Raw genomic sequence first — 26,068 nt, 5'->3', positions numbered from 1 at the left:
AGGATCGCGACGGGCAGCAAGACGTCGAGCCTCGCCGGTGACGCCCGCGAGCGCTCCGCCGTCGGCGACGGAGCGCAACTATTACCGCAGATGCAAGACGTGTGTGGCCTCGTGATCTTGCGGCTCTCCAGTCCGCATCGGGGCGTCGGGGATTGCGATTGGTGGGTGGTGGAGCTCGACCGGACCGAGCGTCCCGGCCTGGCGTTCGGATACGTCTGCCTAGGCGATGAGATGACGGCTGACTGGGGCTAATTCGACTTGTTCGAATTGGCCAACGTGTTCTTGGCCTTGCGGTCGTCGTTCGGATAGCCAGACCCCGACGAAGGGACCACGGTGCTCGTGCCGCCCCTCATCGTTGAGCGGGAGCTGGGCTGGACGCCACGGCTGGCGGTGGAGGTGATTCCGTACTTGCGGTGATGTCGCGAGCGGTGCCCCGCTTGATCAGGGCGGGGCTCGCTGCGTTCACTGGGGCTCACCCGGCTCACCCGGCTCGCCTTCACGCCTTGGAAGCGGTCATGCGGTGGGTACCTGCCTTGGGTCGTCGGCACCTCGTTAGAGGCACGGTTTCGACGGCCCGCGAAGAGGCGGCAACTACAAGGCGATGACGGGAGGGTGTGAGCTGAGCGAGGGGCGAAGCCGTCCGCTTAACGGATGACTCGGACGTCGACGGCTAGATCTTCTGCCCAGTCGCGCCACACGCGGTCCGCGGTGAAAGCAGGGCTCGACAGGCTACGAGCGAGTGAGAGGCAGACCCGGTCCGCCAGGCTCAGTCCAGAGCGGGGACGAAAAAACGACGCTGCGAGGCGAGCGTCAAGACGGCTGAAGGGGCTCACGGTGATCCCGAGCGCCTCGATCGCCGAGTCAACTCGTTCAGCTTCAATCGAGCGGCTGGCCGCCTTTTGGAGGACCTCGGCGTAGTTGACCGCGCTCACGGTGGCGTCGTTGTCTGCGGCTTCGCGCGCAACGACTTCCCAGCCAGGTTCGCGATGCAGGAGCGCCAGTAGGGCAGAGGCGTCGAGGACGATCACAGTTCGAGCGCGCGGTCTTCGGCCGCAGCTTCCTGGCGCCGTTCAGCTATCAGCTCGTCGCTGAGGTTGGCAGTGCCGGCCGCGTGGTCGAAGTCTGCCCAGATGCGTTCGAGGGCAGCGCGACGCCGGGGGTCCCACCCGCGTAGGGGGTCGTCTTTGGCCGCACCGCTCCCAGTCATGATCAACCAGCGTAGTTCTGAGACGGCGGTTGAGCGCAAGGCTTCGAGTCCGCGGCTACCCAAGCAGAGCGACTAGGGCGTGTCGTGTGCAGCGTCCCTGGACCACACGGTGGCAGTAGCGACGATCGCAGTATGTGCGAGTCGAGGTGCCGCGTCGTTGGGTGTTCGTCGTCGGCTGACAGTGCATGGCCGAAGGGCCTTAACGAATCCACCTGGGTACTCGTCTGCCGACCTCACCTCGAGGTCCTGGCGGTTGATCAGCGCAGCAGTCTCGCGGCCGACGGCAGCCTCGTCCTGGGTGCCCTCAGCTAAGTTCGTCGCACACCAACGAAGCCCCCCGCAATTGAGGTGCGGGGGGCTTCGCTGGTCAGCAGGTGCCGATGGCGAAGGGCTTAGCCCTTCTCGGTCACGCTGGTGTTCGGGTGACGTGCCGCGGCGGCCGGCGAGATGTATCGACCGCTGATGGCACTGCGGTGATGCGTCCCGCTGCTGCGGTTGGACCCGCTCTCGCTTACGCTCGTGCGGGGGTGACGGGCAGCGGCAGCCCGGCTGATGTAGCGGCCGGTGATGGCACTGCGGTGGCCTCGAGCCATGGAATTCCTCCTTATCCGGGGGGCTCCGGGGTTGGACCCGCCTATCGGCTCATAGGTCCGCTACGGCGCGCGATCACTCAACCGCGTCGGGTTTTCTTGGTCGATGAACCGAGACGGGCGCCGCGGGTCGCGGACCTGGCGACGAGCTTGGCCGCGACCTCGGACGGGATGGTTTGGCGCACGGCACGAGCCTGCGGGCTACCAAGCGACGACCGCTCGATCAGCTCGTTGAGCGAGCGCTTGGGGCTGGGTGATTGCCTCATGCTGATTCCTGCTTTCCTGCGGCCATCTCCTGGACGCGCCGCTTCCACCGGAAGATCAAGTTCTCGACGACCTTGGGGTTGGCTGCGCCGATGAAGGTGGCGATCTCGGCGTAGGTGTAGCCCTCGGCCTGATACACGAGAGCGGACTGCGCCTCGGCGCTCTCGACCATGGTCAAGGCCTCGCTAAGCTCGGCGTCGCGGTTGAAGCTGGCTTCGACGTTGTCATGGACGGGCGCCAAGACGTTGCGCTCGACGAGCTGATCGAGGGATTCCGAGCGGGGCCGGCGACCCTCGGCCCGCCACCACTCCTTATAGACGTTGGCGAACTGGATCTTGCACTGGCCGATGAAGTAGGTCTTCAGGCTGGCTCCCTTGCTGGGGCTCCAGTTGTTCTTCTTCAGCGCGACTTCGAGGAAGGCGCCCAGGGCGTTGACCACCGTCATGCTGGCGAGATCGTGAACGGTCTCGGGGTCCCGGACGCGGTCGGAGTCCATGTTCGGGAAGCCGAAGCCGGTGGCCTTGGTGACGTAGCCGAAGATCAACCCCCGGCGAATCCACGAGCTGATGACGGCCAGGCCGTAGCGGGCGAATTCCTCGGCGATGAGGTTCCAGACCGCTGGCGCGTAGTTGCTCAGCTGCAGGCGCAGCAGCAAGTCGGCGTCGCCAAGAAGACGATCGAGCTGCTCGGCGTCGGGGTGCCGATCGTCGTCAACGAGGTGGTCCTCAAGCTCTTGGGTTCGTTGATGATCTTCGGGGTGATGCACAGGTTCTATGTCCGTTGGCGCATCCCAGCGACCGCCATCGCGGCGGGATGACTGGCTCATGCGCGGTCTCCGGATCGAGGCAGCGACCAACGAGGACTCGTTGGTCGTTTCCTCTTAAGTCCACCCGATGCGGTCATCCCTCACGCCGCTCCAAGATTTTTTGGAGAACTTCCTGGAGGACCAGGCATCGAGGGCCGAGTCTACGCGTCTTCGCTGGTCAGAGCAGTGGCGAGCAGGTAGTTCGGGGACCGGTCGAGCTTGTGCCGGCTGCGGTCGTAGCGCCGCGTCGTGCGCAGGTCGGCGTGACCGAGAGCGTCCTGCACGTCTTGGAGGGCAGCGCCCAGGCGCAGCGATTCGGTGGCGTAGGAGTGGCGAAGGCTGTGCGGCGTGACGCCGGCGGGCAGGCCCGCGGATCGACAGAGCCGCCCCAGCTGCTCATAGGCGACCTTGTAGCCGTAGCGGTCGACTCCGTTGGTTGCGAGGAAGATGGGCCCGTCGGTGCGTGCCTCGAGGTAGGTGTCGAGTGAGCGCACGACAGTCGGCGCGAGGGCGACGCGAGCGGACTTGCCGCCCTTGCGCGTCACCTTCAGTACGCGGTGGCCTTGGTCGTGGCCGTAGTCGCGCACTTGTGCACCAAGTGCCTCGGAGATGCGCAGTCCGCAGAAGGTGAGCACAGAGACAAGCGCTGATGAGCGTGAGGAGTGCGCCTGGGCAGTAGCGAGCAGACGCCTGAGTTCATCGGCGGTGAGGCCAACCTCTTGAGACTCGTCCGACACCTTTGGCCGGCTACCGACGCGGCGGGGGAGTGGGTAAGCACCTCGGCGTGATGGATGCCGTAGTCGTAAAGCCGGCGAGGGCCGAAAGCCTCCGTGCGACGGTCGCGGCCGAGGAGGGACGACCGGTTCGCGTCTGCGGCATCGTCGGCAGTTGACGGACCCAGGCGTGGACGTGGTGGCGCTCGGCAGCAAGTGGGTGCACAGCCAAGGTGTCACACCACTTCGCCCACGCTTGGAGGTCGCGTCGGTAGGCAGTCGCGGTGTTCTCGGGGTGCGCAACGAGCCAGGCCGCGGCCAGACGCAAGATGGATCGTCGTCGTTCGAGCCTGGCAACCGGTCGAGTGGTGCTGCTCGAACCACAGGCACCGGAGCTGAGAAGGGTGCGGCGATGTGGATGAGCGTCACGGGCTCGACGCTAGCCACTCGGTGTGACAGCGCGTGTTCTGCTTGCGGACCATCAAGGGGCAGCCGCGCTGGACATCCGTGACCGGGGCCTGGCTCTCCGCACGGCTGGCCCGTGTGAATATGGCTGACCGAAATGTTTCACCACGAATGTTGACGGGCGCACGATCACGTCATGCGTCGTCGTCCCCCGAGTTGTCAGTCGCCACCACTATGCCAATGCCTTCAGTCGTGATGTCGAAACCTTCAGGCCAGGCCGTGGTGGTGTCGCAAAGTGCCCCCAGAAATGATGTTCGAGCATCAAGTGCCGCGGAGGAAAGGTCGGCGCCTCGCAGGTCGGCATTGTCGAACCGAGCCGCAGGCAGCTTCGCATGCTCAAACGAGGCACCAACAAGCGTGCTGCCGGAAAAGTCGGCGCCTGCTAGATCACACGCAGCGAAAAACGCCGCGGTAAAGTCTCCGGCGAAGTTGGCGCGCGCCGCTGATGCTTTGTAGAAGACCGCGCCTTCAAAATGTCCACCGCTTAGGTTGGCCTCATCAAGGTCAGCCCGATGGAACTGGGCCCCTTCGTAACGCCCAAGCGTGAGGTTGGCTCCGCGCAAGTTGGCCGACTCAAAGTCGAGTAGTCGCCGGTCGGTGATCTCGAGTAATTGCTCCAACCCTGGCTTTGTCTGGCGAAGTCGTCCCAAGACGTGTAAGGCGAGCTGTACGTCAACGGATGGCCGTTGCGCTGGCTCGCCCCACCACCCGCGGGACTTCGGGCCAAGCGTTGTCGTCGAGGCCGAGCGGCCGGTTGCATCTCGAACGTAGGCACTCAATATCTCCATCACTACGCTTTTGAGATGGTCGTCGGTTGTCGCCAGCCTCTCCATCGAAGCAATACCGCCCAGGCGTGTGGTCAAGCTGGTGGCGCCGATCTGATCGACTGCCCTGGTCCACGCTTCGTCAGTCTGCGCTCGTCGCGACGCTTCGAGCGTGGCGCGGCCGAGATCAGCCGAAAGGGCCTGCTGGGCTGAAGCTACTTGCAGTTGATCACGACTGATGCGCAGCTGCTTCAGCGTAAAGCTTGCTCCGATCAGTAGGAACAGGCCGCCAAAGGCTTGAATCAGCGTCGTGCGAGCGCTGTTCTCGGCCGCAATCTGTTCACTGGCCGACAGGCCCCCTCGATCGTCCGCTCGTGCCCCTCCGTCATCAACGAGCCGCTGCGGTGCCCATACAATCGCTGCCGCTATAAGTGCTCCTCCGACAGCGAGCGCCAGAACTACGGCGCAGACGTGGAGTGCCCTCCGGGTTCGGTCATGGATTGTGTGCGTCGGCTTCAAGACTTTGCTATCCCCAGAGGTCTCAAGTGTCGTGTCGTTGGCCGCTTGGCTCTGTGGCTGCTGCAAAAGGGCCACCCCCGCCATCATGCCGCAGCGCCCACGCCTAGCTCGACTCTTAGATGACGTTCTGTCATCAGGGGCGGCTAACGCAGGTGACGAGCCAAAAAGGACCCCCGAGGTCCTCGGCATACGCCCAGCAGGGCTTGGCCACCGGTCTTGCTCAGCGGCTCTTGGTCCTGTCAATGAGCCCGGCTCACGAATCGCTGGCTTGTGCCAGAGCTTGTTTCGGCCTCCTCGAAGTCCACCGGGATGGCTCGCCGCCAAAAAGCAACAGCGGCGTCGTTACCGGAGATCTCCTCCACCAGCCACGCACCGGGAAAGCGGTCGAAGACGGCGCGGGCAACCTTGGTCCCCACGCCGCTGCGGCGGTGCTTGCGAACGATGAAGAACTCACCGAAGCGATGCGGGGAACCGGCCCGCACCAGCACACAGCCGGCGATCGCCCCGTCCACTCGGACGATGAAGGCGTGGCGGTCCTCCTGCTCGATCCAGTAGTGGTCTAAGTATCGGTAGCCGTACTCGCCGGTCGGGCCGAGATCTCGACCGTCGAACTCGGAGAAGTCGTGCGAGTTGAGTTCTAGGAGCCGCCGCACCACCGGCTTTTCGTCTTCAGTGGCCGGTAAGACGTCGATGCTCATGGCGACATACTTGTCGGTCCGTCGAGCACGTGTGCCGAGATGGAGGGCCCGAGTCGTTCCGGTCCCTCCACTGGTCGGGTCAAGGCTGACGTCGGTACGCGGTGTCGGACCCGCGCTGTCCACCGTGGGGGCGGCGTCAGACGGTGCGCGTGAGGAGCCACACGACGCTGGTGCCCGTTTGTCCCGGCGCGTCGATCGCGTGTGGTTCTTCGCCGACGCGCTCGTAACCGAGACCTGCGGCGATCGACCCGCTGGCCGCGTTCGCTCGGTCGTGACGGATGCGGACCCTCTCGCATCCAGCCTCGAGGGCAGCCTGCGTGAGAGCGGCTGCCACCGCGGAAGCAACTCCTTGGCCGACGTGCTCGACGTGCACCCAGAAGCCGATGGAGGCCGTGCGGTCGTCGATGGGATGGATGCTGCACCCGCCGATCAACTCGTCCGTGCGAAAGATGCCGTACTGGAACAGTTGTCCAGCGCGAAAGGCTTCCCGGCACTCATCGATCCACGACCGCCGGAACGCAAGGTCCGACGGGTCGGTTGTGGCGAACGGCATGAACGGTACGAGGTGGTCCCGGCTCTCGTCGATTGCGCGTTGGAGTGCCACGGCGTCGCCCTCTTTAAGCAGCCGAAGTCTGAGATCGCTGCCTGCGGCCAGGGTGACGGGCGGAGTTTGCATGCCCAGATGATGACCGGAAGCGCCGTTCGACGGCCGTCGCTCCGCAGCCCGCGCCCCGGGCGAGCCACCTGGATGTGCATGAACGGTCCATCGGTGGCTCGCGCCTGTTGACCGAAAAGCCGTTGCCAGGCACGTCCGGGACGTTGAGCCTCTGCGGATGAAACTCTCCGATGCGGCGAAGAGCTGGCATACCGATGGCTTCGCCATCCTCCCGGCGTTCATCCCGCCCGAGGAACTGGCGCCTGTGGTCCGGGATCTGCCCTCTCAGTTCCCGACGGCCGAGGGCTTCCATGACGGCACTGATGCTCGGCGGGACCGCTTCATCGGCGACGAGTTCGCCGGCATCGACACGTTCCCTTTCAAGAGCACCGAACTCAGCTTGTTAGCCGTCAGCGAGCGGCTGCTGGAGCTGGCCTCGGTGCTACTGGACGATAGCGACTTCCACCTGTATGGCGCCGAATCGTGGGCCAAATTCACCGGGGCCTGCGACTACGACCAAGACCTCCACCGGGACTACCTGAACCACAGCATCCTGGTGCCCAGTACGACCCCGGGCTGTAGGCAGGTCGAGATATTCGTCTTCCTCACCGACGTCCCCGAGGATCTTGGGCCGCCACACCTGGTGTCCCGTCGCCATACCGACCGACTGCCCGCGTTGCCCAACTGGTTCCTGAGGCCGGGCCAGGTGAGCGAATCGCGGTATACGGACGACAGCGGAAGTCCGGAGCTCTATGCAGCAGAAGTTTCCGGAGCCGGCCCTGCTGGCACCGTCATCGCCTTCGAGCCTGGGACCGTGCACCGGGGCACGGGTCTCACCGCACCACGAGGCGCCCGTTACAGCATGCAGGTCTGTTTCCGACCGGCCCAACTCCAGTGGGGCCAACGGGTTGGCTGGGCGGTACGCAGCTTCTCTTCGGAGTGGTCGGCCTTCGTCGGTCGAGCGACCGCGCGGCAGTTGCAAGCTCTCGGCTTCCCTCCACCGGGGCACCCGTACTGGACTGCCGAGACCTTGGCCGGGATGGCTCTGCGCTATCCGAGTCTGGACCTGGCTCCGTGGACTCGGGCGGAGTGACCACCAGTGGGCCGTCAGGTCGTCCCCAGGTCGTCGTCAGTCGCAGGACCGAGGACGCCGTGCGCGGCGCCTCAGAGCCGTGGGGTGTGACGCTGCAAGACCTAATGTCGCTGATATGACGCCAAGCCCTCCCAGCGAACGTGTTATCGCTCGCTTCGGGCTAGCTGGAACTCCGAATCAGTTGCCGGGCGGCCAGGGCGGGACGTACTCAGTCGGCTCCGCAGTGATGAAGCCGGCGGAGTCGCCGATCGTCGGCGAGTTCATCGCGGAGGTCATGGCCGCCATCGAGCCGGACGGTTTTCGAGTCGCTAGACCACTTGGGCAACCGGGTGCCTACGTGTTTGATGGCTGGACGGCGTGGAGCGCAGTAGGTGGTGAACACCGGCTCAGTGGAGGCCCATGGCCTCAAGCACTCAAACTTGCCAGGCGCTTCTCGTCTGCGCTCATGAAGATCGATCGGCCACTGCCGCCGCAGCCGCCAAGCATCTACACGGTTGCCGACCGAGTCTCGTGGGACGAGGAGGTGGCGTCATGGCGGGGACCAGGCACCAAGACGCTGCGGTCGTTGCAGCGACTTAAGCGGCCTATCGAGGCGCCGAGCCAACTGGTGCATGGGGACATGGCAGGAAACATCCTTTGGCACGACAACCTCGACCCGGCAGTCATCGATTTCAGCCCCTACCGTCGGCCGGCGGGCTACACACAAGCCGGAGTGATCGTCGACGCCATCCTTTGGCATGGGGCTGACCTCGCCCTGCTGCCGGTTGCAGAAGCTGTGGCCGAGCTAGATCAGCTTGTTGTTCGCGCCCTCATGTTCCGGCTTACAGTCAGCGACCTTGTCTTGCAGCGATCGGGCTCTGAACAACAACGACGCAGCGTTGAGGCAGACCTCGATCACGCCCAGCCCCTCGTCGCTTGGTTGGAAAAGCAGATCGGCCGCGGCCCCGCCCACGGGCTGCCTTAAGCCTGGGGCCTCTGCGAAGGAGGATCCGTCGTCACGCCTCTTCCTTGAAGACCGGTACCCCCAGCTCGCGAAGCGCCGCAGGCCATGCAGCCATCCAGTCCGCCATGGTCTCGGCCAAGACGGCGAGTCCCGCCGACGCCTCGTCAATGAGTTCTTGGGTCTCCGGCGGCTGGTGCTGGCTACTGCCGTACATCGTCAGCGTGCTGCTTCCATCGGCGCCTTCCTCCCAGGGGTTGTGCGTCGCTACGCCACCAACGACGCTCTGAGGTCGCCAGCGGTGGAAGTCGACGTGGCGACGACTCGTCAGGGCCTGCCAGTGCGGATGTCCAGTCAGTGTCAGCACGTAGTCGACCATCCGATCGACAGACGGCTGACCGACGGGGAGGGCAGCTGCCTTCAGCAGCTTTGCGACCTTTTCGTTGAGCGGCACCCAGACTGCAGGGACGCTGCTGAAGGGCGCGAAGCCCTGTGCGCTCTTGTTGTCCTTATTGATGATGGCCGCGGCGTCAGGATGTACGAGCAACGTCCGGAGCGTGACGTTGGCCAGACCATGGCCAGCGCTGATGGCGTAGTACCCCGTGATCTCTGCCAGCGCCCGAGCCGAGGTCGAGCGGCGATCGCCGGTGGGAGCGCTGGGATCGAGCCACAGGCGCATGTCCTGCTCACAGGTCCAGGCGAGTCCGAGCTGCTCACCCGTTGCGGCCACGCGCCCGATGAGTTCGGACAGCCGCCCCTTCGGAAGACCATGGGTCGCGCCGTGCATCTCCGACCACGTGGCGTGGACGCCGGTTTTCTGCCACTCGATCGCCGTCTCAACGGTCGTGGGGTAAGGCTGTGGCCATGGTCCTGGGTTGACCCCTGAAGACAGGGTGCGCAGCACCAGGGCCGTCGTCTCTTGAGCTTCGTCCTCAACTGGCTCGGTCACGTCCCCGACGCTAGCCGTCAGGTCTGACAGGGACCGTTGAATAACGTCCCATATCTCTGGGTCAGCTGAACGCGCCGACCGCAGCAGACGCCCGTGCGCCTAGGCATCTGACGGAGCGCTGGGTCCAGGAGTGGCCGAGCCGCAGTGCAGTATGGGCGGCATGCCAGCCTGGGCCGACTATCAGGAGGAGGCGGCGCTGTTCTTCCGCAGCCTGGGACTCACCGCTTCGACGAACGAGACCATTGAAGGCATCCGCGGGCGCCACGCTGTCGATGTTGCGGTGCGCGGCCAACGGGCCGGCCAGCAGTTGCTGTGGATCGTGGAGTGCAAGCGCTGGAAGACTCGCGTCTCAAAGCTCCACGTCGCCGCGTTGATCAGCATCGTCGATGACGTCGGTGCTGATCGCGGCATCCTGCTGAGCGAAGCCGGTTTCCAGTCGGGTGCCGTCGCGCTCGCGACCCGAAGCAACATCAGGTTGACGAGCCTTGCGGAACTCCGCGGAGAGTCGACGTGGGAGTACGAGGACTTGCAATTCAACGACTATCGCCGCCGCCTCGCCCAGATTGAGGCCCGGCTGCAGACCTTCACTGTCACTCGCGGGAACACATCGCGAACGCGCAAAGGCATCGACGGTGACCAGTTGCTGCGGGGGTACGCCATGGTCTCGACCGCGCAGCGGGCCCTCGACGCGGTCCATCTGAACCGCTGGCCGATCCCCTATGGGTTAAGTTTCGGCACCGGCGATAGCGACGACTTCCTGGCCGCTGCGTCACGCAGTGAACTCGTCGACGGTCTCGGACTTGAGGTGGACAAGGCCGAGGCACTCTCATTGGAACTCGAGGCCAAAGTCCAAGAGTGGTAGGACCTCCGGTGGTGCTCAGGCGGTAGCAAGCGCACATGTGCTTCGCAGCAGGGCGAAAGAAGGCGGTCGCGGTATTACTCGCAACCACAGGTGGCTGGGCTGATCCGGAGACCGACTAGCGCAGGGGTGAGCGCTCCACGACGACGCCAGACGACGACGCCAGACGACGACGCCAGCTCCCGATGCGCGTCGAGCGATGCCGTGCTTGTCGACAGCGATGGCTTGTCGGCGCGAGCGGGTCATCCGCAGGCTGCCGAGTGCGACCAACATACGACCAACAAATCTCCGTCGAGACACGATCACAGCCAATCGTCCCCAACCACCCGCTGGGCCCCTGAGCTGGCTTTTCATCGACAGCCGTTGATTCTCAACAAGGCCGAATGGTTCTCGCAGGGTTACTGGTTCAAGTCCAGTCGAGGGAGCGCTCCCCAGCCCTTGGCCATCGCGTACGGCGGCCAGGGGCTTCGTGCTTTCCGGGACGGGGTTGGCGTCAGCCGGCGGTCACGGTTCGGCCGCGATCCCGTCGCGGTCGGCAACCGCCGCCGGGCCGAAGGCCACGATGGCGCGCGTGACCGCTCGCCGGTGGCTGCCGCCTCTCGCCCTGCTCGCCTTCGCCGTGTCGGCCTGCGGCGCGGACGACCAGGAGCGGCTGCTGGAGGCTTGGGAGCGCGACGGCCGGGCGGTCTCGGACGCCGATCTCCAGATGTACGCCGGCCCGGCGCACTGCCAGCAGGACGCGGCGCTGATCCTCTCGTTCTCCGTGCCCCGGGAATCGCCAGCCGCCGGCGGCTCGTTCGTGCGCGATCCCGAGGGCGTCATGGACGACTACACCGCCGCCTCGTTCCACGCCGATGCCGAGCTGCCCGACGACGCCCTGCCGACCGGCTACGAGAACGCCGCCGGGGTGGAGCTGTGGCTCGCGGACGACGGCTCGACGGCCTACCTGGTGGACGACGACACGGTCGAGGCGTGGCCGGCCCTGGAACCCTCAGTCTGCGCGTGACCGGGAATCGCTCGTCGGCGTCCTCGCTGCTCAGCGCCGGAATTGTCGTACCCCGCCCCTAGCCTGGAGGCATGACATCGAGCGGCGCCTTCGCGGTCGGTGTGACCGTCGTGACGGTCGATGCCGAGCCCTCGCCATGGGCGCTGGTCGACCCCGATCCGGAGCCGCAGTTCGAGGGGCTCGGTGCGTGGCTGCCGCGCCGGCGGACATCGGCCGAGTCGGCCGCGCTCCTGCAGCAGATCTCTGCCGCCGAGGCGCAGCTGGCCGCGCTGAAGCTCGAGCTGGCCCTCGACATCGCAGCGGACCGCCCCGCCTCCGAAGACCCCCGCGCCGGGCGGGCCGGGCAGTCAGGCGTCGGTCCGCACGGTACGAGCGAGTTCGTCCTCGACGAGCTCGCGCTGATCCTGAACACCAGCCGGACGGCCGCGGTGACGCTGCTCGACCAGGCCTGGACGATGGCGTCCCGCCTGCCCGCCACCTGGCACGAGCTGGCCACGGGACGGCTGGACTGGCCGCGCGCCCGGGGCATCGCCGCGGAGCTGGGCCGCCCGGCCGACGGCACCGATCCGTCGGCCGTCGCGGCGGTGGAGGCCGCGGTCCTGCCGGTCGCGACCGAGCTCTCCGTGCGGCAGCTCCGCGAGCTCGTGCGGCGGGAGCTGGTGGCCCGCGACGCCGCAGCGGTCGACCGGCGCCGGAAGGAGGCCCGTGACGCCGCGGACGTGAAGGTCCGGCCCGTCGGCAACGGGATGAGCGAGCTCAGCATGCTGATGCCGCACCCCGAGGCGCTGGCCTGCCGACAGACGCTCGACGCGCACGCCCATGCCGCCCGGGAGGCCGGCGACCGTCGTCCGATCGGGATGCTCCGGGTCGGGGCAGGCATCGACCTGCTCCTGCGCCCGTGGGAGCAGCAGCCGTCGGTGACCGCGCACCTCACGGTGATCGCCCCGCTTCCCGCGCTGAGCGCCGGGGCCTTCCTCGACGGAGGTGCTCCGCTCCCGGCCGCGTTCCGCCCAGCCGGCGATCCGGCTCCGGTCGGAGAGGTCGACGGGGAGGCCATCACCGCCGCGCACCTGCGCGAACTACTCGAGCAGCTCGACGCGCTCTGCCCCGGCGGGCTGCAGGCGCCGACCGGCGGCACCCTCGACCTCGCGATCACCGACTCCTCCGGCCGGCTCCTCGCCGTGACCGGACGACCGGAGCTCGAGCGCCTTGTCGCCCGTGGCTGCCCCGACCACCCCGCAACGACGTGCGGGTGCCCGGTGCTCACCGTGCCGCCGGAGGTGGACCGCTACCGCCCGTCGGTGGCGCAGCGCCGTTTCCTCACCACCCGCGACCGGACCTGTCGCCATCCCGGCTGTGGCGTGCGCGCCGGCTGGGCGGACCTGGACCACGTCACGGCGCACGCCGACGGCGGTGCGACCGACTGCGCGAATCTCTGCTGCCTGTGTCGCCGGCACCACCGGCTCAAGACCCACGCCGACAGCTGGAGCCACACCCTGGGCGACGACGGAGTGCTCACCGTGATCACGCCGTCCGGCGTCACCCGGATCAGCCGGCCACCGGGGTGGCGGGTGCTGACCGAGCCACCCGCCCCACCCCCGGCACCACCACCGCCGAGCGAGGACCCGCCGCCGTTCTGACGCCGCGGGCGGTCAGGCCTCGGTGTCGGCGGACAGCATCGTCGCCGCCGCGGCCGGGCCAACCTCAGCCGGGGAGGGCCAGGTGCCGGGGGTTCGCGACCAGCAGACGGTCGCGGACACCGGCCCGCACCACGTCGAGCACCTCGTCCCAGCGGTCGTCGAGCGCGCCGGCGGAGATCGCCCGGCTGAGCGCCGCGTCGTCGGCACAGTCCAGCCCGTCCAGCGCGGCCCGGTGGCGAGCCCGGGCAGCATCGCCCAGCCGCAGCTCCCGCTCGACCATGGCCAGCACGTTGACCGCGACCTGGGCGTGGAACGCGGTGCGGCCGGTGGTCTCCGGCCGGACGGAGTCGGTGAGGAAGGTCCGGGTGGCGGCCACGAGCTCGGCCGCGCTCGGCCGGCCGTAGAGGTCAGCGCCTCCTTCCGGCGGCGCTGCGACGCCCTCGGCGGTCTCGGGCTCGGCGAGGCCGAGGGCGAGGAGGACGTCGAACTCCTGCTCGCACGCCCGGCGGCCGATGGCGGCCAGCTCGACCGACGGCTCCGCGCCCGACAGGTGGCGCTCGGCCATGACCCGGCACATCAGCCCCCACCGCACCGTGGCGTGGAGCTCCCACCACTGCAGCTGCGCCGCGGTGGGCCGCCAGCCGGCCACCTCGGCGTAGGCGTCCAGCAGCTGCTCCCGGGTCCCCAGCCCGCCTGCCGCCAGGGGCGAGCCGAAGCGCCACACCTTCGCGCAGAGCCAGCCGAGGTCTTCCAGAGGGTCACCGATGTGGACGAGCTCCCAGTCCAGGACGGCGGTCAGTCCCTCGGGGCCGATCATCAGGTTGCCCAGCCGGTAGTCGCCGTGCACCAGCGACTCCGGCCCCGGTTCTGTCCGGTTCTCGGCCAGCCAGCGCAGACCCAGGGCCAGGCCGGGCGGTGGCGGCCCGTCCCCGAGGTAGTCCGTGTGCAGCCGGGTGAGCGGATCACCGGCGGGGTCGACGCCGGGAAGCTGGTCGAGGGGGACGGCGTGCAGTCGGGCCAGCACCGCGCCGAGTTCGGTCACCAGTCGCGGCCGGACGACGGCGAACTGCTCGTCGCGCAGCAGCCGCCGGGGGATCGTCTCGCCCTCGACGCGCGCCATGACCAGGTAGCTGTGCTCGAGCGCGCCGCCGTCGTCCCCCGCATCGACCACCTCGGGAACGGGCACGCCCGCCCGGGCGGCCGCCCCCATGGCCACGCCCTCGACGCGCAGGGCCACGCCGCCGGTTCCTGCCCCGCTGCGCAGGATCAGCTGCCGATGCGATCCGTCGGCGCCCTCCGCCGTGAACGCCCAGGTCTCCCGGCTCGCCCCGCCGGACAGCCGGGCCAGTCCGTGCACGCGCACGGGAGATCCCGCCAGAGCCGACAGCCGATCGGCCAGCCGGGCGGCCAGGTCGTCGACGACGGAGCGGCCGGTCACCGCAGGAAGCCGAAGAGCTGGCCGGCCACCCGGCGCATCTGGATCTCCTCGGCTCCCTCGGTGATCCGGTACCGGCGGTGGTGCCGGTAGATGTGCTCGAAGGGCAGGTGCCGGCTGTAGCCCATCCCGCCGTGCACCTGCATCGCCCGGTCGGCGGCGTCGCAGACCAACCGGTTGCCGCGGAAGTTGCACATGGACACCCGGTGGCCGATGGAGACGGCCGACTCCCCACGCGCGGCGAGCTCGTCCATCTCGACCGCCGTGCGGCGGATCAGCGTGCGGAGCAGCTCCGCCTCGGTGTGCAGCTCGACCAGCGGGAACTGGATCGCCTGCCGCTCGGACAGCGGCTTGCCGAAGGTGACCCGCTGCTTCGCGTACCGGACCGACTCGTCGATGCAGTACTGCGCCGCGCCCACGCCGGAGGCGGCCTGCCGGATCCGGTTCTCGTGCACGAACGTCTGGGCCACGGCCAGCCCCTCGCCCTCGGCCCCCAGGATCGCGGAATCGGGCACCCGCACCCCGTCGAGCTCCACCTCGCCGTGGTCGGTGGGCATGTTGAGCGTCCACCAGTAGAAGGGCACGGAGAAGCCAGGGCTGTCGGTCGGGACGATGAAGGCGGTGATGCCCCGGGCGGCACCCGGCTGTCCGGACGTGCGCGCGAACACGACGTCGTGGGTCGCGGTGTGCACACCGGTGTTCCAGCGCTTGCGCCCGTCGATCACCCAGTCGCCGTCGCGGCGCACGGCGGTGGTCTCCATCCACGTGGCGTCGCTGCCGTGGTCGGGCTCGGTCAGCCCGAAGGCGAGGCCGCGCTCCCCGGTGATCAGCGGCTCGACGAACTCGGCCTTCTGCTCCGGCGTGCCGAAGAGGTGCAGCAGCTGTCCGAACACGACGTTCCCGACGATGCTGTGCTCGTTCTGCAGGTCGTTGTGCAGCCCGAGTCCGCGGTGCGCGAGGTGCTCGCGGATCACCGCCATGTCCAGGTTGGAGCCGTTCCGGCCGCCGAGCTCCTCGGGCAGGCTGTAGCGGAAGAACCCCCGGGCGTCGGCCCTGCGCCGGGCCTCCGCGAGCAGCTCCTCCCATGCCCGGGTGGGTGTGCCCCCGGCCTCGACGTCGGTACGGGCGAACTCCCGGCGGTGGTCGAAGAACCGCATGTTGTCGTCCTGCTGCTGCAGCGGCTCGATCTCCGCCTCGATGAAACGGTCGAGTTCGTCGAGCAGATCGGTCAGGTGCGTCGGCAGGGAGAAGTCCACGTCGATCCTTCCGGAGAGCCGGTGGCCGGGGAGCTGTGGGAGCGATGTTGACATCGACGTCGGATGTCCGCAGGCTCCGGGTATGACCGCCGTCACAGCAGCGCCCGAGGCCGGCGCTGTGGAGGACAGCGCTCCATCCGTCCTGCTCAGCCGCGAGGGCGACGTGGCCAGGCTGACGCTGAACAACCCTCGACGCAAGAACGCGATGTCGCACCCGGCCTGGCTCCTGCTGCGCGACTCGCTCGCCGCGGTGGCGGCTAGCGATGCCCGGGTGCTCGTCGTGACCGGGGCCGCCGGCGACTTCTGCGCCGGCGCGGACCTGTCCGTCGAGCGGGAGGCTCGGCCACCGATGGCGCGCATGTCGGAGGTGAACCAGGCCTGCCTCGCGCTGCACCGGCTCCCGATCCCCACGATCGCCAGGGTCGACGGCGTGGCCGTCGGCGCCGGGATGAACCTCGCGCTCGGGTGTGACTTCGTCGTCGCGTCCACCCGCGCCCGCTTCTCCGAGATCTTCGTCAAGCGTGGGCTCTCGGTCGACTTCGGCGGGTCGTGGCTGCTGCCGCGGCTGATCGGGCTGCACCGCGCCAAGGAACTGGTGCTGCTCGGCGACATGCTCGGCGCCGAGGAGGCCCACCGCTGGGGCCTCGTCCGCGAGGTCGTCGACCCGGCCGACCTCGACGCCGCGGTCGACGCCCTGGCGGAGCGGCTCCTGGCCGGCCCGCCCGTGGCCATGCGCCAGTCCAAGCGGATGCTCAACGACTCCTTCGAGGCCGGCCTGGAACGCGCCCTCGAGGACGAGGCGCGCAGCCAGGAGATCAACTTCGCCACCGACGACGCGGTCGAGGCCGGCCACGCGTTCCGGGACAAGCGCGCCCCCGCCTTCCGTGGCCGCTGACCCCCGCCCGCTGACCGGCAGGGTCGCGCTCGTCACCGGCGGTGGCCGTGGCATCGGGGCGGCGATCACCAGCGAACTGGCGCTGTCCGGAGCAGCCGTCGTCCTCACCTACCGGCGGGACCGGACGGCGGCAGACGCGCTCGTGGAGGACCTCACGAGCCGGGGCGCCGCGGTGCTCGCGGTCGAGGCGAGCATCGAGGACGGCGAGGCGAGCGAGCGCGCGGTCGCCGCGGCCGTGGCGGAGTTCGGCTCGCTCGGCATCCTGGTCAGCAACGCCGGCGTCGCCAGCCGGGGGCACGCCGTCGCGGACACCCCCGCCGACGAGGTCCGCTGGCTGCTGGAGGTGCACGCCGTCGGGCCGCACCAGCTGGCGCGGGCCGCCCTGCCGCACCTGCGCGCGCAGGACCGGTCCGACGTCGTCTTCATCAGCAGCATCGCCGCGTCCACCTGGGGTGCGCGGGGTGCGCCGTACTCGATGGGCAAGGCCGCCGTCGAGGCGCTCGCGCACACCCTCGCCCGCGAGGAGCGGGCACAGGGGGTGCGGGTGAACATCGTCGCCCCCGGGTTGGTCGACACCGACATGGGCCGCCGATTGGCGCGGGCCACCCGGGACGTGTCCGACATCCACGAGCTCGACGAGCGGTCGCCGTTCGGTCGGGTCTGCGCTCCCGAGGACGTGGCACGGACCGTGCGCTTCCTCGTCGGCCCGGAGAGCGGTTACGTCAACGACCAGCGGGTCGTCGTCAACGGGGGAACGTTCTGATGGCCGCGCCGAGCCTGCTCGTCGAATGCGTCGACCGGGTCGCGACGGTGACCCTCAACCGTCCGGCAGTGCGCAACGCGCTCGATGCTGCGCTGCTGGGTGACCTGCGGGCGGCCATGGCGGGTCTCGACACCGACGACGAGGTCGACGTCGTCGTCCTCACCGGGGCCGATCCTGCGTTCTGCGCGGGGCTGGACCTCACGCAGCTCGGCAGCTCCGGCGAGAACCTGTCGAACGGGACCCGCGACGACGGCGTGCCCTCGTGGTTCCCGTGGGCGCCGCTGGCCAAGCCGGTGATCGGCGCCATCAACGGGTTCGCCGTCACCGGCGGCCTCGAACTGGCGCTCAACTGCGACATCCTGATCGCCTCGGAGCGGGCCCGCTTCGCCGACACCCACGCCCGGGTCGGCGTCCTCCCGGGCTGGGGACTGTCCGTGCTGCTCCCGCTGATGGTGGGGCGTGGGCTCGCCCGGCGGATGAGCCTGACCGGTGACTACCTCTCCGCCGACGAGGCACTGCGGGCCGGCCTGGTGACCGAGGTGGTCGCCCACGAGGACCTGCTGCCGGCCGCCCAACGCGTCGCCGCCTCCATCGTGGGCAACGACCAGGCCGGCGTGCGGGCGCTGCTGCGTTCCTACCGGGACATCGAGGCCTCGCTCGTGGGCGACGGACCGAGGATCGAGGCCGCCACCTCGGCGGCGTGGCGGGCGGGCTTCGACCCGGCCGATGTGGAGCGGCGTCGGGCCGGCGTCATCGACCGCGGCCGCGCCCAGACGGCCTGACCCGGGTCGGCGAGCGCAGGGCGGCAGGTCGCCGACCGCCCTGCGCTCGCCGGGGTCGGGTCAGAGGCGCTCGACGATGATGGCCGGCGCCATGCCGCCCGCCGCGCACATGGTGACGAGTCCGTAGCGACCACCGGTGCGCTCGAGTTCGTCGAGGATCGTGCCGATCAGGATCGCGCCGGTGGCGCCGATCGGGTGGCCGAGGGCGATCGAGCCCCCGTTCACGTTGACCTTGTCCACGTCGAGCTCGAGGTCCCGGATGAACTTCTCGGCGACGACGGCGAAGGCCTCGTTGATCTCCCAGAGGTCGATGTCGTCCTTGGTGAGCCCGGCCTTCGCCAGCACCTTCTTGGCCGCGGGGACCGGTGCGTTGAGCATCAGGGTCGGGTCGTCGCCGACGTTGGCGGTGGCCACGACGCGGCCACGCGCCGTCAGGCCGTGCTTCTCCGCGTAGGCAGGCGAGGCCAGGAGGACCGCCGCGGCGCCGTCGACGACGCCGGACGAGGTGCCCGCGTGGTGGAGCGGCTGGATGTCGAGCTCCGGGTACTTCTGGTTGATCAGCCCGCGGGCGGTGTTGCCCTCCGCGTCCAGCGGCATGTCCATGATCTTGGTGAAGGCGGGCCTGAGCTCAGCCAGACCCTCGGCGGTCGTCTGGGGACGCGGGTACTCGTCCTTGTCCAGGACGACGTTGCCGTCGTCGTCGAGCACCGGGACGAGGCTCTTGTCGAACCGTCCCTCGGCGATGGCCACCGCGGCGCGCTGCTGGCTGCGCAGGCCGAGGGCGTCCAGGTCCTCGCGGGTGATGCCCTCGAGGGTGGCGATCGCGTCACCGCACACGCCCTGGTGCGACTGCGGGTGCACCTGCTGCAGCCGGGCGTTGCCCGCACCCATGCCGTACATCGTCAGCCCGGCCGCCCGCTCCTCCTGGGCCAGGGCGCCCGTGCCCGACATCATCTCGGTACCGCCCGCGATCACCAGGTCCTCCATGCCGGACATGACCTGGGCCGCCGCGAGGCTCACCGCGCTGATGCCGCCGCCGCAGAAGCGGTCGAGCGTCACCCCGGACGCCTTGACGTCGTAGCCGGCGTCGAGCGCGGCCATCCGCCCCAGGTCGCCGCCCTGCTTGCCCTTCTGCGACGAGGTGGACCAGATGATGTCGTCCACCTCGGAGGTGTCGAGGTCGTTCCGGTCCTTCAGCGCCTTGAGGACCGTGGCGGCGAGGTGCTGGGGGTGCATGTGCGACAGGGCCCCCTTGCCCACCTTGCCGGTTCCGCGCGGGGTGCGCACGGCGTCGATGATCAGTGCTTCGGTCATGCAGATGCTCCTGAGGACTTTCGTTCACCGGCAGGCACGGTGCCCGCCCGGCTCGAGCGGCTCGTCGGTCATGGCGTCGACGAGGTTCGACGGTCGACCGCCGTCAGCTCACCGTGCTGGCGTACTCCTCGCGCAGCTTGCCCTTGACCATCTTGCCGGTGGGCGTGCGGGGAAGTGCCTCGCGGAAGTGGAACTCCCGCGGCACCTTGAAGCCGGACAGGTGCTCGCGGGCGAAGGCCGCCAGTTCCCCGGCCAGCTCCGGCGTCGCCTCGACGCCCTCAGCGGGCTCGACGAACGCCACCACGCGCTCACCGAAATCGGGGTCCGGCACACCGATGACCCCGATGTCGGCGACCGCGGAGTGCAGGGTGAAGACGTTCTCGATCTCCTGCGGGTAGATGTTCACGCCACCCGAGATGATCATGAACGAGGAGCGGTCGGTGAGGTAGAGGAAGCCCTCCTCGTCCACGTAGCCGAGGTCGCCCACCGTCGTCCAGTTGGGGTGCTCGGGGTGCTCGGCGCTCCGGGACTTCTGCTCGTCACCGTGGTAGCTGAACGGCCGGCTCTCGGTCGCGGAGGCGAAGTAGACCGTCCCGATCTCGCCCGGGCCGAGCTCCTTGCCGTCCGGTCCGCAGATGTGCAGCGCACCGGGGGTGCTGGGCTTGCCCACGGAGCCGGGGTGCTCCAGCCAGGTGGCCGAGTCGATGAACGTCGAACCGGCGGCCTCGGTCGAGGAGTAGTACTCCATGATGATCGGGCCGAGCCAGTCGATCATCGCCCGCTTCACGTCGGGCGGGCACGGTGCCGCCGCGTGGATGACCATCTTCAGCGACGACAGGTCGTAGCGGCTGCGGACGTCCTCCTCCAGCTTGAGCATCCGCACGAAGTGCGTCGGCACCATCTGGGTCTCGGTGACGGAGAACCGCTGGATCGCCTCGAGGACGCCCTCCGGGTCGAACTTCTCCATCATCACCACGGTGCCGCCCAGCGACTGGACCGCGGCCATGAACGCCATCGGTGCTGCGTGGTACGCCGGCGCGGGGGAGAGGTAGACGGTGTTCTCCGTCATCCCGTACAGCAGCTGCAGCACGGCCGACATGTTGCTCTGCTGGTCCACGGAGTCACCCGTCAGCGGGCGCTTGATGCCCTTCGGCCGCCCGGTCGTGCCCGAGGAGTAGAGCATCGTGTCGCCGCGGGGCTGGTCCTCTATGGGGGCGTCGGAGGAGGCGTCCCGCACCTCCTCGTAGCTGCCGTAGCCGGGGAGCGTCCCGCCGAAGGCCAGCCGGTGCTCCACGCCCGGGGTCTGCAGCTTCGCGGCGAGGTCGGCCAGGTTCGCCGACACGAACAGCACCCGCGCGCCGGAGTTCTCGACGATGTACTCGGCCTCGGCCGGGGCGAGGTGGCTGTTGACGAAGGTGACGTACAGCCCGATCCGCACGCCGGCCCAGTACAGCTCCAGGGCCTCGGGCACGTTGTCGCTGAGCACCACCACGGAGTCGCCCGTCGCCAGTCCGACGGTGTCGCGGAGGAAGTGCGCCGTCCGCCGGCTGTTGTCGTCCAGCTCGCGGTAGGTCAGGGAGCGGCCGGAGCCGCTCATGACGATCGCGAGCTTGTCCGGCGTCTTCTGGGCCCAGGTTCCTGGGTACATGGCGGTCAGACCCCCAGCTTCTGCGCGATGCGGTCCTGCTGGGCCGCCGGGCCGCCGAGCAGCACGTTCCCGGTGATGGCGTTGCGGTAGTACAGGTGCGCGTCGTGCTCCCAGGTGAAGCCGATGCCGCCGTGCAGCAGCATCGTCTGCTTGGCCGCCTCGACGTACCCGGAGGAGGCCAGGTGCCGGGCGACGGCCGCGTCGAGCGACGCGGTCTCGCTGCCCTCGGCCAGCGACTCCGACGCCTTGCGGATGGCGGCGTCGGTGAGCGCCCAGTCGGTGTAGATGTCGGCGAGCGGGTGCTTGACGCCCTGGTAGATGCCGATCGGCTGGCCGAAGCTGTAGCGGATCTTGGCGTACTCGGTCGTCATGTCCAGGCAGGCCTTGGTCGCCGCGGCCTGCTCGCTGGCCAGGGCGAGGTTCGCGAGGTCCGCCACCGCGTCGACGGCCGCGGCCGCGTCGCCGGCGAGCAGCCGGCCGGGGGTGCGCTCCAGGGTGACGGTCGCGATCCCGCGGGTCAGGTCCAGCGCGTCGGCGGGCGTGATGGTGAGACCCGGCGCGCCCTTCTCCACGAGGACGACGCCCGAGGCGGTGGTGACCAGCAGGACGTCGGCCTCGGCGGCGTTGAGGACGGCCGTCTTCGTGCCGGTGACCGTGCCGTCCTCGACGACGCAGGTCGAGTCGGCCACGGCCCACGGGCTGCGCGCGCCCTCGCTGACCGCGAGCGTGCCGACGGCGGTGCCCTCGGCGAAGCGCGGCAGCCAGGTGGCCCGGGCCTCCTCGTCGTCCAGGGCGAGCAGCGTGCCGGTGGCCAGGACGCTGGTGGCCAGCACCGGCGTCGGCACGAGGCCGGAGCCGAGCTCGCGCAGCGCGACGACGAGGTCGGACCACGAGGCACCGGCGCCGCCGTACTGCTCGGGGATCGGGAGGCCGGCGACGCCGAGCTCCTGGCTCAGCCGACGCCACACGTCCGGGTCGAACGAGGCCTCGGAGGCGATGGTCTTCCGCACGGCGGCCATCGGCGCCTGACCGGAGACGAAGCGCTTGACGCTGCTCGCCAGATCGCGCTGGTCGTCGGTGTCGATGAGGGTCACGGAGTGGCTCCTTGGGCTGACGCGGCGGTCACTTGGACAGCTTGAGCTGGTTGAAGGGCACGTTCTTGTCGACGCCGGCGTCCTTGGGCAGGCCCAGGACGCGCTCGGCGATGATGTTGCGCTGGATCTCGTTGGACCCACCGGCGGTCGCGCCACCGGGCGCGGCCAGGATCGAGCGGGCGATCGGGAGGGTGTCCCGGGTCTGCAGTGCGATCTCCTCGCCGAAGATCTCCTGGACGAGGTCGGAGACCCAGAGCGGGAAGGTGGCGCCGGCCAGCTTGGCCGCCGATCCGCGCGCGCCGATCGGCACGCCGGCCTTGGCCTCCTGGTGCAGCACCGCGCTGTAGGACCGCATGGCGCTCTCGCGGGCGTAGACCTGGGCGAGCGTCCGGCGCACCGACGGGTCGTCGTCCAGACCGCGGGCCCGGACCAGCTCGACCAGTGCGTCGTAGCCCAGGGGGTTGGCGCGCGCGCGGACGCCGGTGCCGATGGTGACCCGCTCGTAGCGCAGCATCGCCACGGCCACGGCCCAGCCGTTGTTGACCTCGCCGATGACCGCGTCCTCGGGGACGTGGACGTCGTCGAAGAAGACCTCGTTGAACGGTGCGTCACCGGTGGCCACGACCAGCGGGCGCACGGTGACGCCGGGGTGGTGCAGGTCGACGATGAACATCGTGATGCCCTGGTGCTTGGGCCGGGTCGGGTCCGTGCGGACCAGCACGGCGCCGAAGTCGCTGAACTGGGCGCCGGAGGTCCACACCTTCTGGCCGTTGATCAGCCAGCCGTCCTCGACGCGCACGGCGGAGGTCTGCAGGCTGGCCACGTCCGAGCCGCCGCTGGGCTCGGAGAACAGCTGGCTCCAGATCTCGTCGCCGCGCAGCATCGGCGCGATGTGGCGCTTCTTCTGCTCCTCGGTGCCGAACTCGAGCAGCACGGGCGCGGGCATGCCCAGGCCGATCACGAACGGGCCGACGGGCATCCGGAAGTCGGCGGCCACCTCGTTGAAGGCGAGCTGCTCGGCGGTGCCGAGGCCCTGGCCGCCGTACTCCTTCGGCCAGGTGATGCCGGCGAGCCCGGCCTCCCACAGGCCCTTCTGGAAGGCCTTGGACTCCTCGATCGTCGCGCCGCCGCTGCTGGGTTCGTTGTCGTCGAACGGCTTGGCGTTCTGCTGGAGCCAGGCCAGGGCCTTGGCCCTGAACTCGTCGGTCGACATGGTGATGGTCCTTCCTGCGGGGGTGGCGGCACGGTCCCGGGGATCACGGAGGTCGGTGCCGAGGTGTGGCGGTGGAGACGGAGCCGGGTGAGAACACGTTCTACCTACGCGGCCCGGCCATCGTCGTATCGGGATCGGACGGCTGTCAAGCAACGGCGGCCGGGAGGTCAGGTGAGCAGCTTCCGTGCCGCGAAGCGGATCCGCTGGTCGGCGGCCTCGGCGGTCAGCCGGCCGTTGAGCCAGTCGATCGTGCAGCCGATCCAGAGCGACTCGACCATCTGCAGCGCCAGGTCCTGCTCGGCCGTGACCTCGTGATCGCTGCCCCACGCGGCCGCGGCGGCGATCCGGACGAAGGTGGTGTCGTGGTCGCCGCGCGGCCGGCTCTTCCCGTGCGCCCCGAAGGCGACCGGCGACTGGCGGACCGAGAGCGCAGCGTGCGCGTAGCCGGGGTCGTTGCGCATGGCCTGGAACGCCCGGGCGAACACCTCGCCGGCGCGCACCTCGGGGGTGGCCCCGCGGGGACGGCGCGTCGTGACGTCCTGGTCGAGCTTGGCGATCTCGTACCGGACGGCGGCGAGCAGGAGCTGGTTCTTCGACGGGTAGTAGCGGTAGAGCGTGGCCAGGGCGACCTGGGCGATCCGGGCCACCTCGCGCATCTGGACGGCCTCGTACCCGCCCTGCCCGGCGAGCTCGATCGCGGCGCGGATGATGCGCTCCACCCGTGCGGCCTGGGCCTCCGACGTGCGGCCGGACAGCCGCTCCTCCGGCAGGACGTCGTCGTCCTCCACTGCGCTGCTCACGGCCGTCGGTTGCCCAGCACGAGGCTGCCGGCGGCGGCGAAGAACATGCCGACGCCCTGCACGAAGCTGGTCCGGATCCCGGGCACCTGCACGACCGCCTCGCCGCGCAGCTGCCGCACGGCCTCCTGGATCGCGAACATGCCGTACATGCCCGTGTGCGTGTACGAGAGCCCGCCGCCGTTGGTGTTCATCGGGAGGACGCCGCCCTTGCCGGTGTTCCCCTCGGCGATGAAGTCGCGCGACTCGCCGCGGCCGACGAAGCCGAGGTCCTCCAGCATGTAGAGCGGGAGGTGCGCGAAGGCGTCGTAGGCCATCAGGTGGTCGACGTCGGCGTGCGTGATCCCGGCGGTCGCCAGGGCCTCGGCCGACGCCAGGCGGAAGGCGCGGAACGACCCGGGATCGGCCATCTGGGAGACCATCGGCGCCTCGGCCGACTCGCCGGAACCCAGCAGGTAGACGGCGCGGTCGGCCGACGGCAGGTCGGCCGCCCGCTCGCTGCTCATGAGCACGAGCGCGCCACCGCCGTCGGTGACCACGCAGCACATGTCCTTGGAGAACGGCCAGGCGATGGGCGGTTGGTCGAGGACCGCCTCGACCGTGGTCGGCGTCCGGCGGGACGCCCGCGGGTTGTCGATCGCCCAGGCGCGCTGCGCGACGACGACCTGCGCCAGCGCCTCGCGCTCGAGGCCCCGCTCGTGCAGGAAGCGCAGCGCGGGCACGGTGAAGGTGGAGTAGGGGGTGTTCGCGCCGTAGACGGCCTCGAACTGGCCCTGCGGCGACGCCGGGTTGGGTCCCCGGCCGCCGACGCCGACGCGCGACCGGCCGGACTCGCCGTGCGTCACGAGGACGACGTCGGCGGCTCCCGCGGCGATCGCGGCCGCGGCGTGGCGCACGTGCAGCATGAAGCTGCAGCCACCGACCATCGTGCCGTCGAGCCAGCGCGGGGTGATGCCGAGGTGGTGGGAGACCTCGTGCGCGAACGGGCCTGCCGTCGCGATGCCGTCGACGTCCTGGACGGTGAGCCCGGCGTCCGCGAGGGCGTTGCGCGCCGCCTGCGCGTGCAGGTCGAGGGTGGAGATGCCGGGCAGGCTGCCGATCTCCGTGGTCTCGGACGCGCCGACGATCGCGATCCCGCCACCGTGCATGGACGTGGTGCTCATCGGGCTGCCTCCGCCGGGGTGAACACGGGGATCGCGTACTCGCCGCGCTGCTCGAAGGTCACCCGGAGCGGCAGGTCCAGGGGCAGGTTCTCGGGCAGCGGCTCGACCCCGACGACGTTGGTCATCATGTGCGGCCCCTCGTCGAGCTGGACGAGAGCGATGACCAGGGGGGCATCGGAGGGCGGGAAGGTCCGGTGGTTGATCACGTAGGAGATCAACGTCGCCCGGCCGCTGGTGACCCGCCACTCCACGGCGCCGGAACCGCAGCGGGGGCAGAACGGGCGCGGGTAGAAGTAGTACTCGGTGCAGCTCGTGCACTGCTGGATGCGCAGCTCCCCGGCCGCCGCTCCCTCCCAGTACGGCGCCGTCTCGGGCGTGGGAACTGGTGTCGGACCGGGCATCGGCCGTCCTTCCGCGGATTGGCTGCGCGACGGTGCGCCGGGGTGACGCACCGCACAACCAGAACAGGTTCTAGGTCAAGCGTCAGTCGCGCCGCGGCAGCTTGTCAAGGTGCCCGCCGCACCCTTGCGGTTCTCGTCCG

At 69.4% G+C, this 26,068-nt stretch carries 26 protein-coding genes; 9 read left to right on the top strand and 17 right to left on the bottom strand.

Annotation, left to right across the window (positions count from 1 at the left end; all coding sequences use genetic code 11):
- Nucleotides 1-252: hypothetical protein (locus CRP29_RS23080; protein WP_217991654.1), on the top strand; the 252-nt coding region annotated here is incomplete at its 5' end.
- Nucleotides 253-644: 392 nt separating this feature from the next.
- Here CRP29_RS23080 and CRP29_RS18175 read toward each other — a convergent pair.
- The 7 genes from CRP29_RS18175 to CRP29_RS18140 all read right to left on the bottom strand — a co-directional run bounded on the left by CRP29_RS18175 (nucleotide 645) and on the right by CRP29_RS18140 (nucleotide 6,701).
- Nucleotides 645-1,028: a type II toxin-antitoxin system VapC family toxin gene (locus CRP29_RS18175; protein WP_097196429.1), complete on the bottom strand. Its 384-nt coding sequence runs from the start codon at nucleotides 1,026-1,028 to the stop codon at nucleotides 645-647.
- A gap of 1,031 nt (nucleotides 1,029-2,059) precedes the next feature.
- Nucleotides 2,060-2,887 (bottom strand): RNA polymerase sigma factor, encoded by an 828-nt coding sequence (locus CRP29_RS18165; protein ID WP_141437168.1) that lies wholly within the window; start codon nucleotides 2,885-2,887, stop codon nucleotides 2,060-2,062.
- Nucleotides 2,888-3,027: 140 nt separating this feature from the next.
- Nucleotides 3,028-3,603, bottom strand: coding sequence for a tyrosine-type recombinase/integrase (locus tag CRP29_RS18160; RefSeq protein ID WP_097196426.1), 576 nt, complete (start codon nucleotides 3,601-3,603; stop codon nucleotides 3,028-3,030).
- 10 nt (nucleotides 3,604-3,613) lie between these two features.
- A complete protein-coding gene (locus tag CRP29_RS23835) occupies nucleotides 3,614-3,907 on the bottom strand; it encodes a site-specific integrase (protein ID WP_176523026.1) in 294 nt (97 codons plus the stop codon).
- Nucleotides 3,908-4,178: 271 nt separating this feature from the next.
- Nucleotides 4,179-5,402, bottom strand: coding sequence for a pentapeptide repeat-containing protein (locus CRP29_RS18150; RefSeq protein ID WP_176523025.1), 1,224 nt, complete (start codon nucleotides 5,400-5,402; stop codon nucleotides 4,179-4,181).
- A gap of 164 nt (nucleotides 5,403-5,566) precedes the next feature.
- Entirely contained in the window at nucleotides 5,567-6,025 is a 459-nt protein-coding gene (locus CRP29_RS18145; RefSeq protein WP_097196423.1) for a GNAT family N-acetyltransferase, read from the bottom strand.
- Nucleotides 6,026-6,161: 136 nt separating this feature from the next.
- Nucleotides 6,162-6,701 carry a GNAT family N-acetyltransferase gene (locus CRP29_RS18140; protein WP_176523024.1) on the bottom strand — a complete coding sequence of 180 codons (540 nt, stop codon included), beginning with the start codon at nucleotides 6,699-6,701 and terminating at the stop codon, nucleotides 6,162-6,164.
- 157 nt (nucleotides 6,702-6,858) lie between these two features.
- On the opposite strand from CRP29_RS18140, the gene CRP29_RS18135 reads away from it, so the two are divergent.
- Nucleotides 6,859-7,773 carry a phytanoyl-CoA dioxygenase family protein gene (locus CRP29_RS18135; protein ID WP_141437167.1) on the top strand — a complete coding sequence of 305 codons (915 nt, stop codon included), beginning with the start codon at nucleotides 6,859-6,861 and terminating at the stop codon, nucleotides 7,771-7,773.
- 445 nt (nucleotides 7,774-8,218) lie between these two features.
- Nucleotides 8,219-8,737: a hypothetical protein gene (locus CRP29_RS18130; RefSeq protein WP_141437166.1), complete on the top strand. Its 519-nt coding sequence runs from the start codon at nucleotides 8,219-8,221 to the stop codon at nucleotides 8,735-8,737.
- Between the two features lie 31 nt (nucleotides 8,738-8,768).
- Here the strand turns inward: CRP29_RS18130 and CRP29_RS18125 are convergent, their stop codons facing one another.
- On the bottom strand, nucleotides 8,769-9,662 hold the full coding sequence (locus CRP29_RS18125; RefSeq protein ID WP_141437165.1) for a hypothetical protein: 894 nt from the start codon (nucleotides 9,660-9,662) through the stop codon (nucleotides 8,769-8,771).
- A gap of 130 nt (nucleotides 9,663-9,792) precedes the next feature.
- On the opposite strand from CRP29_RS18125, the gene CRP29_RS18120 reads away from it, so the two are divergent.
- The 3 genes from CRP29_RS18120 to CRP29_RS18110 all read left to right on the top strand — a co-directional run bounded on the left by CRP29_RS18120 (nucleotide 9,793) and on the right by CRP29_RS18110 (nucleotide 13,167).
- Nucleotides 9,793-10,524: a restriction endonuclease gene (locus tag CRP29_RS18120; protein ID WP_217991653.1), complete on the top strand. Its 732-nt coding sequence runs from the start codon at nucleotides 9,793-9,795 to the stop codon at nucleotides 10,522-10,524.
- A gap of 568 nt (nucleotides 10,525-11,092) precedes the next feature.
- The gene (locus CRP29_RS18115) at nucleotides 11,093-11,527 is read left to right on the top strand and encodes a hypothetical protein (RefSeq protein WP_141437164.1); all 435 of its coding nucleotides are present in this window, start codon (nucleotides 11,093-11,095) and stop codon (nucleotides 11,525-11,527) included.
- A gap of 71 nt (nucleotides 11,528-11,598) precedes the next feature.
- Nucleotides 11,599-13,167: an HNH endonuclease signature motif containing protein gene (locus tag CRP29_RS18110; RefSeq protein WP_097196417.1), complete on the top strand. Its 1,569-nt coding sequence runs from the start codon at nucleotides 11,599-11,601 to the stop codon at nucleotides 13,165-13,167.
- Between the two features lie 64 nt (nucleotides 13,168-13,231).
- On the opposite strand, the gene CRP29_RS18105 is transcribed toward CRP29_RS18110, so the two are convergent.
- Both CRP29_RS18105 and CRP29_RS18100 read right to left on the bottom strand, forming a co-directional pair.
- Nucleotides 13,232-14,605 carry a phosphotransferase family protein gene (locus CRP29_RS18105; protein WP_097196416.1) on the bottom strand — a complete coding sequence of 458 codons (1,374 nt, stop codon included), beginning with the start codon at nucleotides 14,603-14,605 and terminating at the stop codon, nucleotides 13,232-13,234.
- Nucleotides 14,602-15,858: an acyl-CoA dehydrogenase family protein gene (locus CRP29_RS18100; protein ID WP_097196415.1), complete on the bottom strand. Its 1,257-nt coding sequence runs from the start codon at nucleotides 15,856-15,858 to the stop codon at nucleotides 14,602-14,604. The genes CRP29_RS18105 and CRP29_RS18100 overlap by 4 nt, the downstream gene beginning before the upstream one ends.
- 82 nt (nucleotides 15,859-15,940) lie before the next feature.
- On the opposite strand from CRP29_RS18100, the gene CRP29_RS18095 reads away from it, so the two are divergent.
- The 3 genes from CRP29_RS18095 to CRP29_RS18085 are packed head-to-tail and all read left to right on the top strand — an operon-like array spanning nucleotide 15,941 to nucleotide 18,298.
- A complete protein-coding gene (locus tag CRP29_RS18095) occupies nucleotides 15,941-16,753 on the top strand; it encodes an enoyl-CoA hydratase/isomerase family protein (protein ID WP_097196414.1) in 813 nt (270 codons plus the stop codon).
- Complete coding sequence (locus CRP29_RS18090) at nucleotides 16,743-17,516, top strand: SDR family NAD(P)-dependent oxidoreductase (RefSeq protein WP_097196413.1); 774 nt, start codon at nucleotides 16,743-16,745, stop codon at nucleotides 17,514-17,516. Before CRP29_RS18095 ends, CRP29_RS18090 begins: the two co-directional genes overlap by 11 nt.
- Nucleotides 17,516-18,298, top strand: a complete 783-nt coding sequence (locus tag CRP29_RS18085) for an enoyl-CoA hydratase (RefSeq protein WP_097196412.1) — start codon at nucleotides 17,516-17,518, stop codon at nucleotides 18,296-18,298. Before CRP29_RS18090 ends, CRP29_RS18085 begins: the two co-directional genes overlap by 1 nt.
- Before the next feature lie 60 nt (nucleotides 18,299-18,358).
- On the opposite strand, the gene CRP29_RS18080 is transcribed toward CRP29_RS18085, so the two are convergent.
- The 7 genes from CRP29_RS18080 to CRP29_RS18050 form a co-directional block, all read right to left on the bottom strand.
- Nucleotides 18,359-19,612 carry an acetyl-CoA C-acetyltransferase gene (locus tag CRP29_RS18080; protein WP_097196411.1) on the bottom strand — a complete coding sequence of 418 codons (1,254 nt, stop codon included), beginning with the start codon at nucleotides 19,610-19,612 and terminating at the stop codon, nucleotides 18,359-18,361.
- Between the two features lie 103 nt (nucleotides 19,613-19,715).
- Nucleotides 19,716-21,260: an acyl-CoA synthetase gene (locus CRP29_RS18075; RefSeq protein ID WP_097196410.1), complete on the bottom strand. Its 1,545-nt coding sequence runs from the start codon at nucleotides 21,258-21,260 to the stop codon at nucleotides 19,716-19,718.
- A 5-nt stretch (nucleotides 21,261-21,265) separates the two neighbouring features.
- Entirely contained in the window at nucleotides 21,266-22,354 is a 1,089-nt protein-coding gene (locus CRP29_RS18070; RefSeq protein ID WP_176523023.1) for an acyl-CoA dehydrogenase family protein, read from the bottom strand.
- A 28-nt stretch (nucleotides 22,355-22,382) separates the two neighbouring features.
- Nucleotides 22,383-23,567: an acyl-CoA dehydrogenase family protein gene (locus CRP29_RS18065; protein WP_097196408.1), complete on the bottom strand. Its 1,185-nt coding sequence runs from the start codon at nucleotides 23,565-23,567 to the stop codon at nucleotides 22,383-22,385.
- Between the two features lie 167 nt (nucleotides 23,568-23,734).
- Complete coding sequence (locus CRP29_RS18060; RefSeq protein WP_097196407.1) at nucleotides 23,735-24,367, bottom strand: TetR family transcriptional regulator; 633 nt, start codon at nucleotides 24,365-24,367, stop codon at nucleotides 23,735-23,737.
- The gene (locus CRP29_RS18055; RefSeq protein WP_097196406.1) at nucleotides 24,364-25,527 is read right to left on the bottom strand and encodes a thiolase C-terminal domain-containing protein; all 1,164 of its coding nucleotides are present in this window, start codon (nucleotides 25,525-25,527) and stop codon (nucleotides 24,364-24,366) included. Before CRP29_RS18055 ends, CRP29_RS18060 begins: the two co-directional genes overlap by 4 nt.
- Nucleotides 25,524-25,928 (bottom strand): Zn-ribbon domain-containing OB-fold protein, encoded by a 405-nt coding sequence (locus CRP29_RS18050; RefSeq protein WP_097196405.1) that lies wholly within the window; start codon nucleotides 25,926-25,928, stop codon nucleotides 25,524-25,526. Before CRP29_RS18050 ends, CRP29_RS18055 begins: the two co-directional genes overlap by 4 nt.
- Nucleotides 25,929-26,068: the final 140 nt, after the last annotated feature.

This window comes from Blastococcus aggregatus (assembly GCF_900221005.1).
Lineage (GTDB): Bacteria > Actinomycetota > Actinomycetes > Mycobacteriales > Geodermatophilaceae > Blastococcus > Blastococcus aggregatus.
The sequence above is the reverse complement of the archived record's forward strand: the minus strand, read 5'-3'. Positions and strand labels throughout refer to the sequence as shown.

Excerpts from the sequence above, each read along its gene's own strand:
- CRP29_RS18165 (WP_141437168.1), bottom strand. The coding sequence starts at position 2,887 with ATGAGCCAGTCATCCCGCCGCGATGGCGGTCGCTGGGATGCGCCAACG.
- CRP29_RS18145 (WP_097196423.1), bottom strand. The coding sequence starts at position 6,025 with ATGAGCATCGACGTCTTACCGGCCACTGAAGACGAAAAGCCGGTGGTG.
- CRP29_RS18140 (WP_176523024.1), bottom strand. The coding sequence starts at position 6,701 with ATGCAAACTCCGCCCGTCACCCTGGCCGCAGGCAGCGATCTCAGACTT.
- CRP29_RS18135 (WP_141437167.1), top strand. The coding sequence starts at position 6,859 with ATGAAACTCTCCGATGCGGCGAAGAGCTGGCATACCGATGGCTTCGCC.
- CRP29_RS18130 (WP_141437166.1), top strand. The coding sequence starts at position 8,219 with ATGAAGATCGATCGGCCACTGCCGCCGCAGCCGCCAAGCATCTACACG.
- CRP29_RS18110 (WP_097196417.1), top strand. The coding sequence starts at position 11,599 with ATGACATCGAGCGGCGCCTTCGCGGTCGGTGTGACCGTCGTGACGGTC.
- CRP29_RS18095 (WP_097196414.1), top strand. The coding sequence starts at position 15,941 with ATGACCGCCGTCACAGCAGCGCCCGAGGCCGGCGCTGTGGAGGACAGC.
- CRP29_RS18085 (WP_097196412.1), top strand. The coding sequence starts at position 17,516 with ATGGCCGCGCCGAGCCTGCTCGTCGAATGCGTCGACCGGGTCGCGACG.
- CRP29_RS18080 (WP_097196411.1), bottom strand. The coding sequence starts at position 19,612 with ATGACCGAAGCACTGATCATCGACGCCGTGCGCACCCCGCGCGGAACC.
- CRP29_RS18075 (WP_097196410.1), bottom strand. The coding sequence starts at position 21,260 with ATGTACCCAGGAACCTGGGCCCAGAAGACGCCGGACAAGCTCGCGATC.
- CRP29_RS18065 (WP_097196408.1), bottom strand. The coding sequence starts at position 23,567 with ATGTCGACCGACGAGTTCAGGGCCAAGGCCCTGGCCTGGCTCCAGCAG.
- CRP29_RS18055 (WP_097196406.1), bottom strand. The coding sequence starts at position 25,527 with ATGAGCACCACGTCCATGCACGGTGGCGGGATCGCGATCGTCGGCGCG.
- CRP29_RS18050 (WP_097196405.1), bottom strand. The coding sequence starts at position 25,928 with ATGCCCGGTCCGACACCAGTTCCCACGCCCGAGACGGCGCCGTACTGG.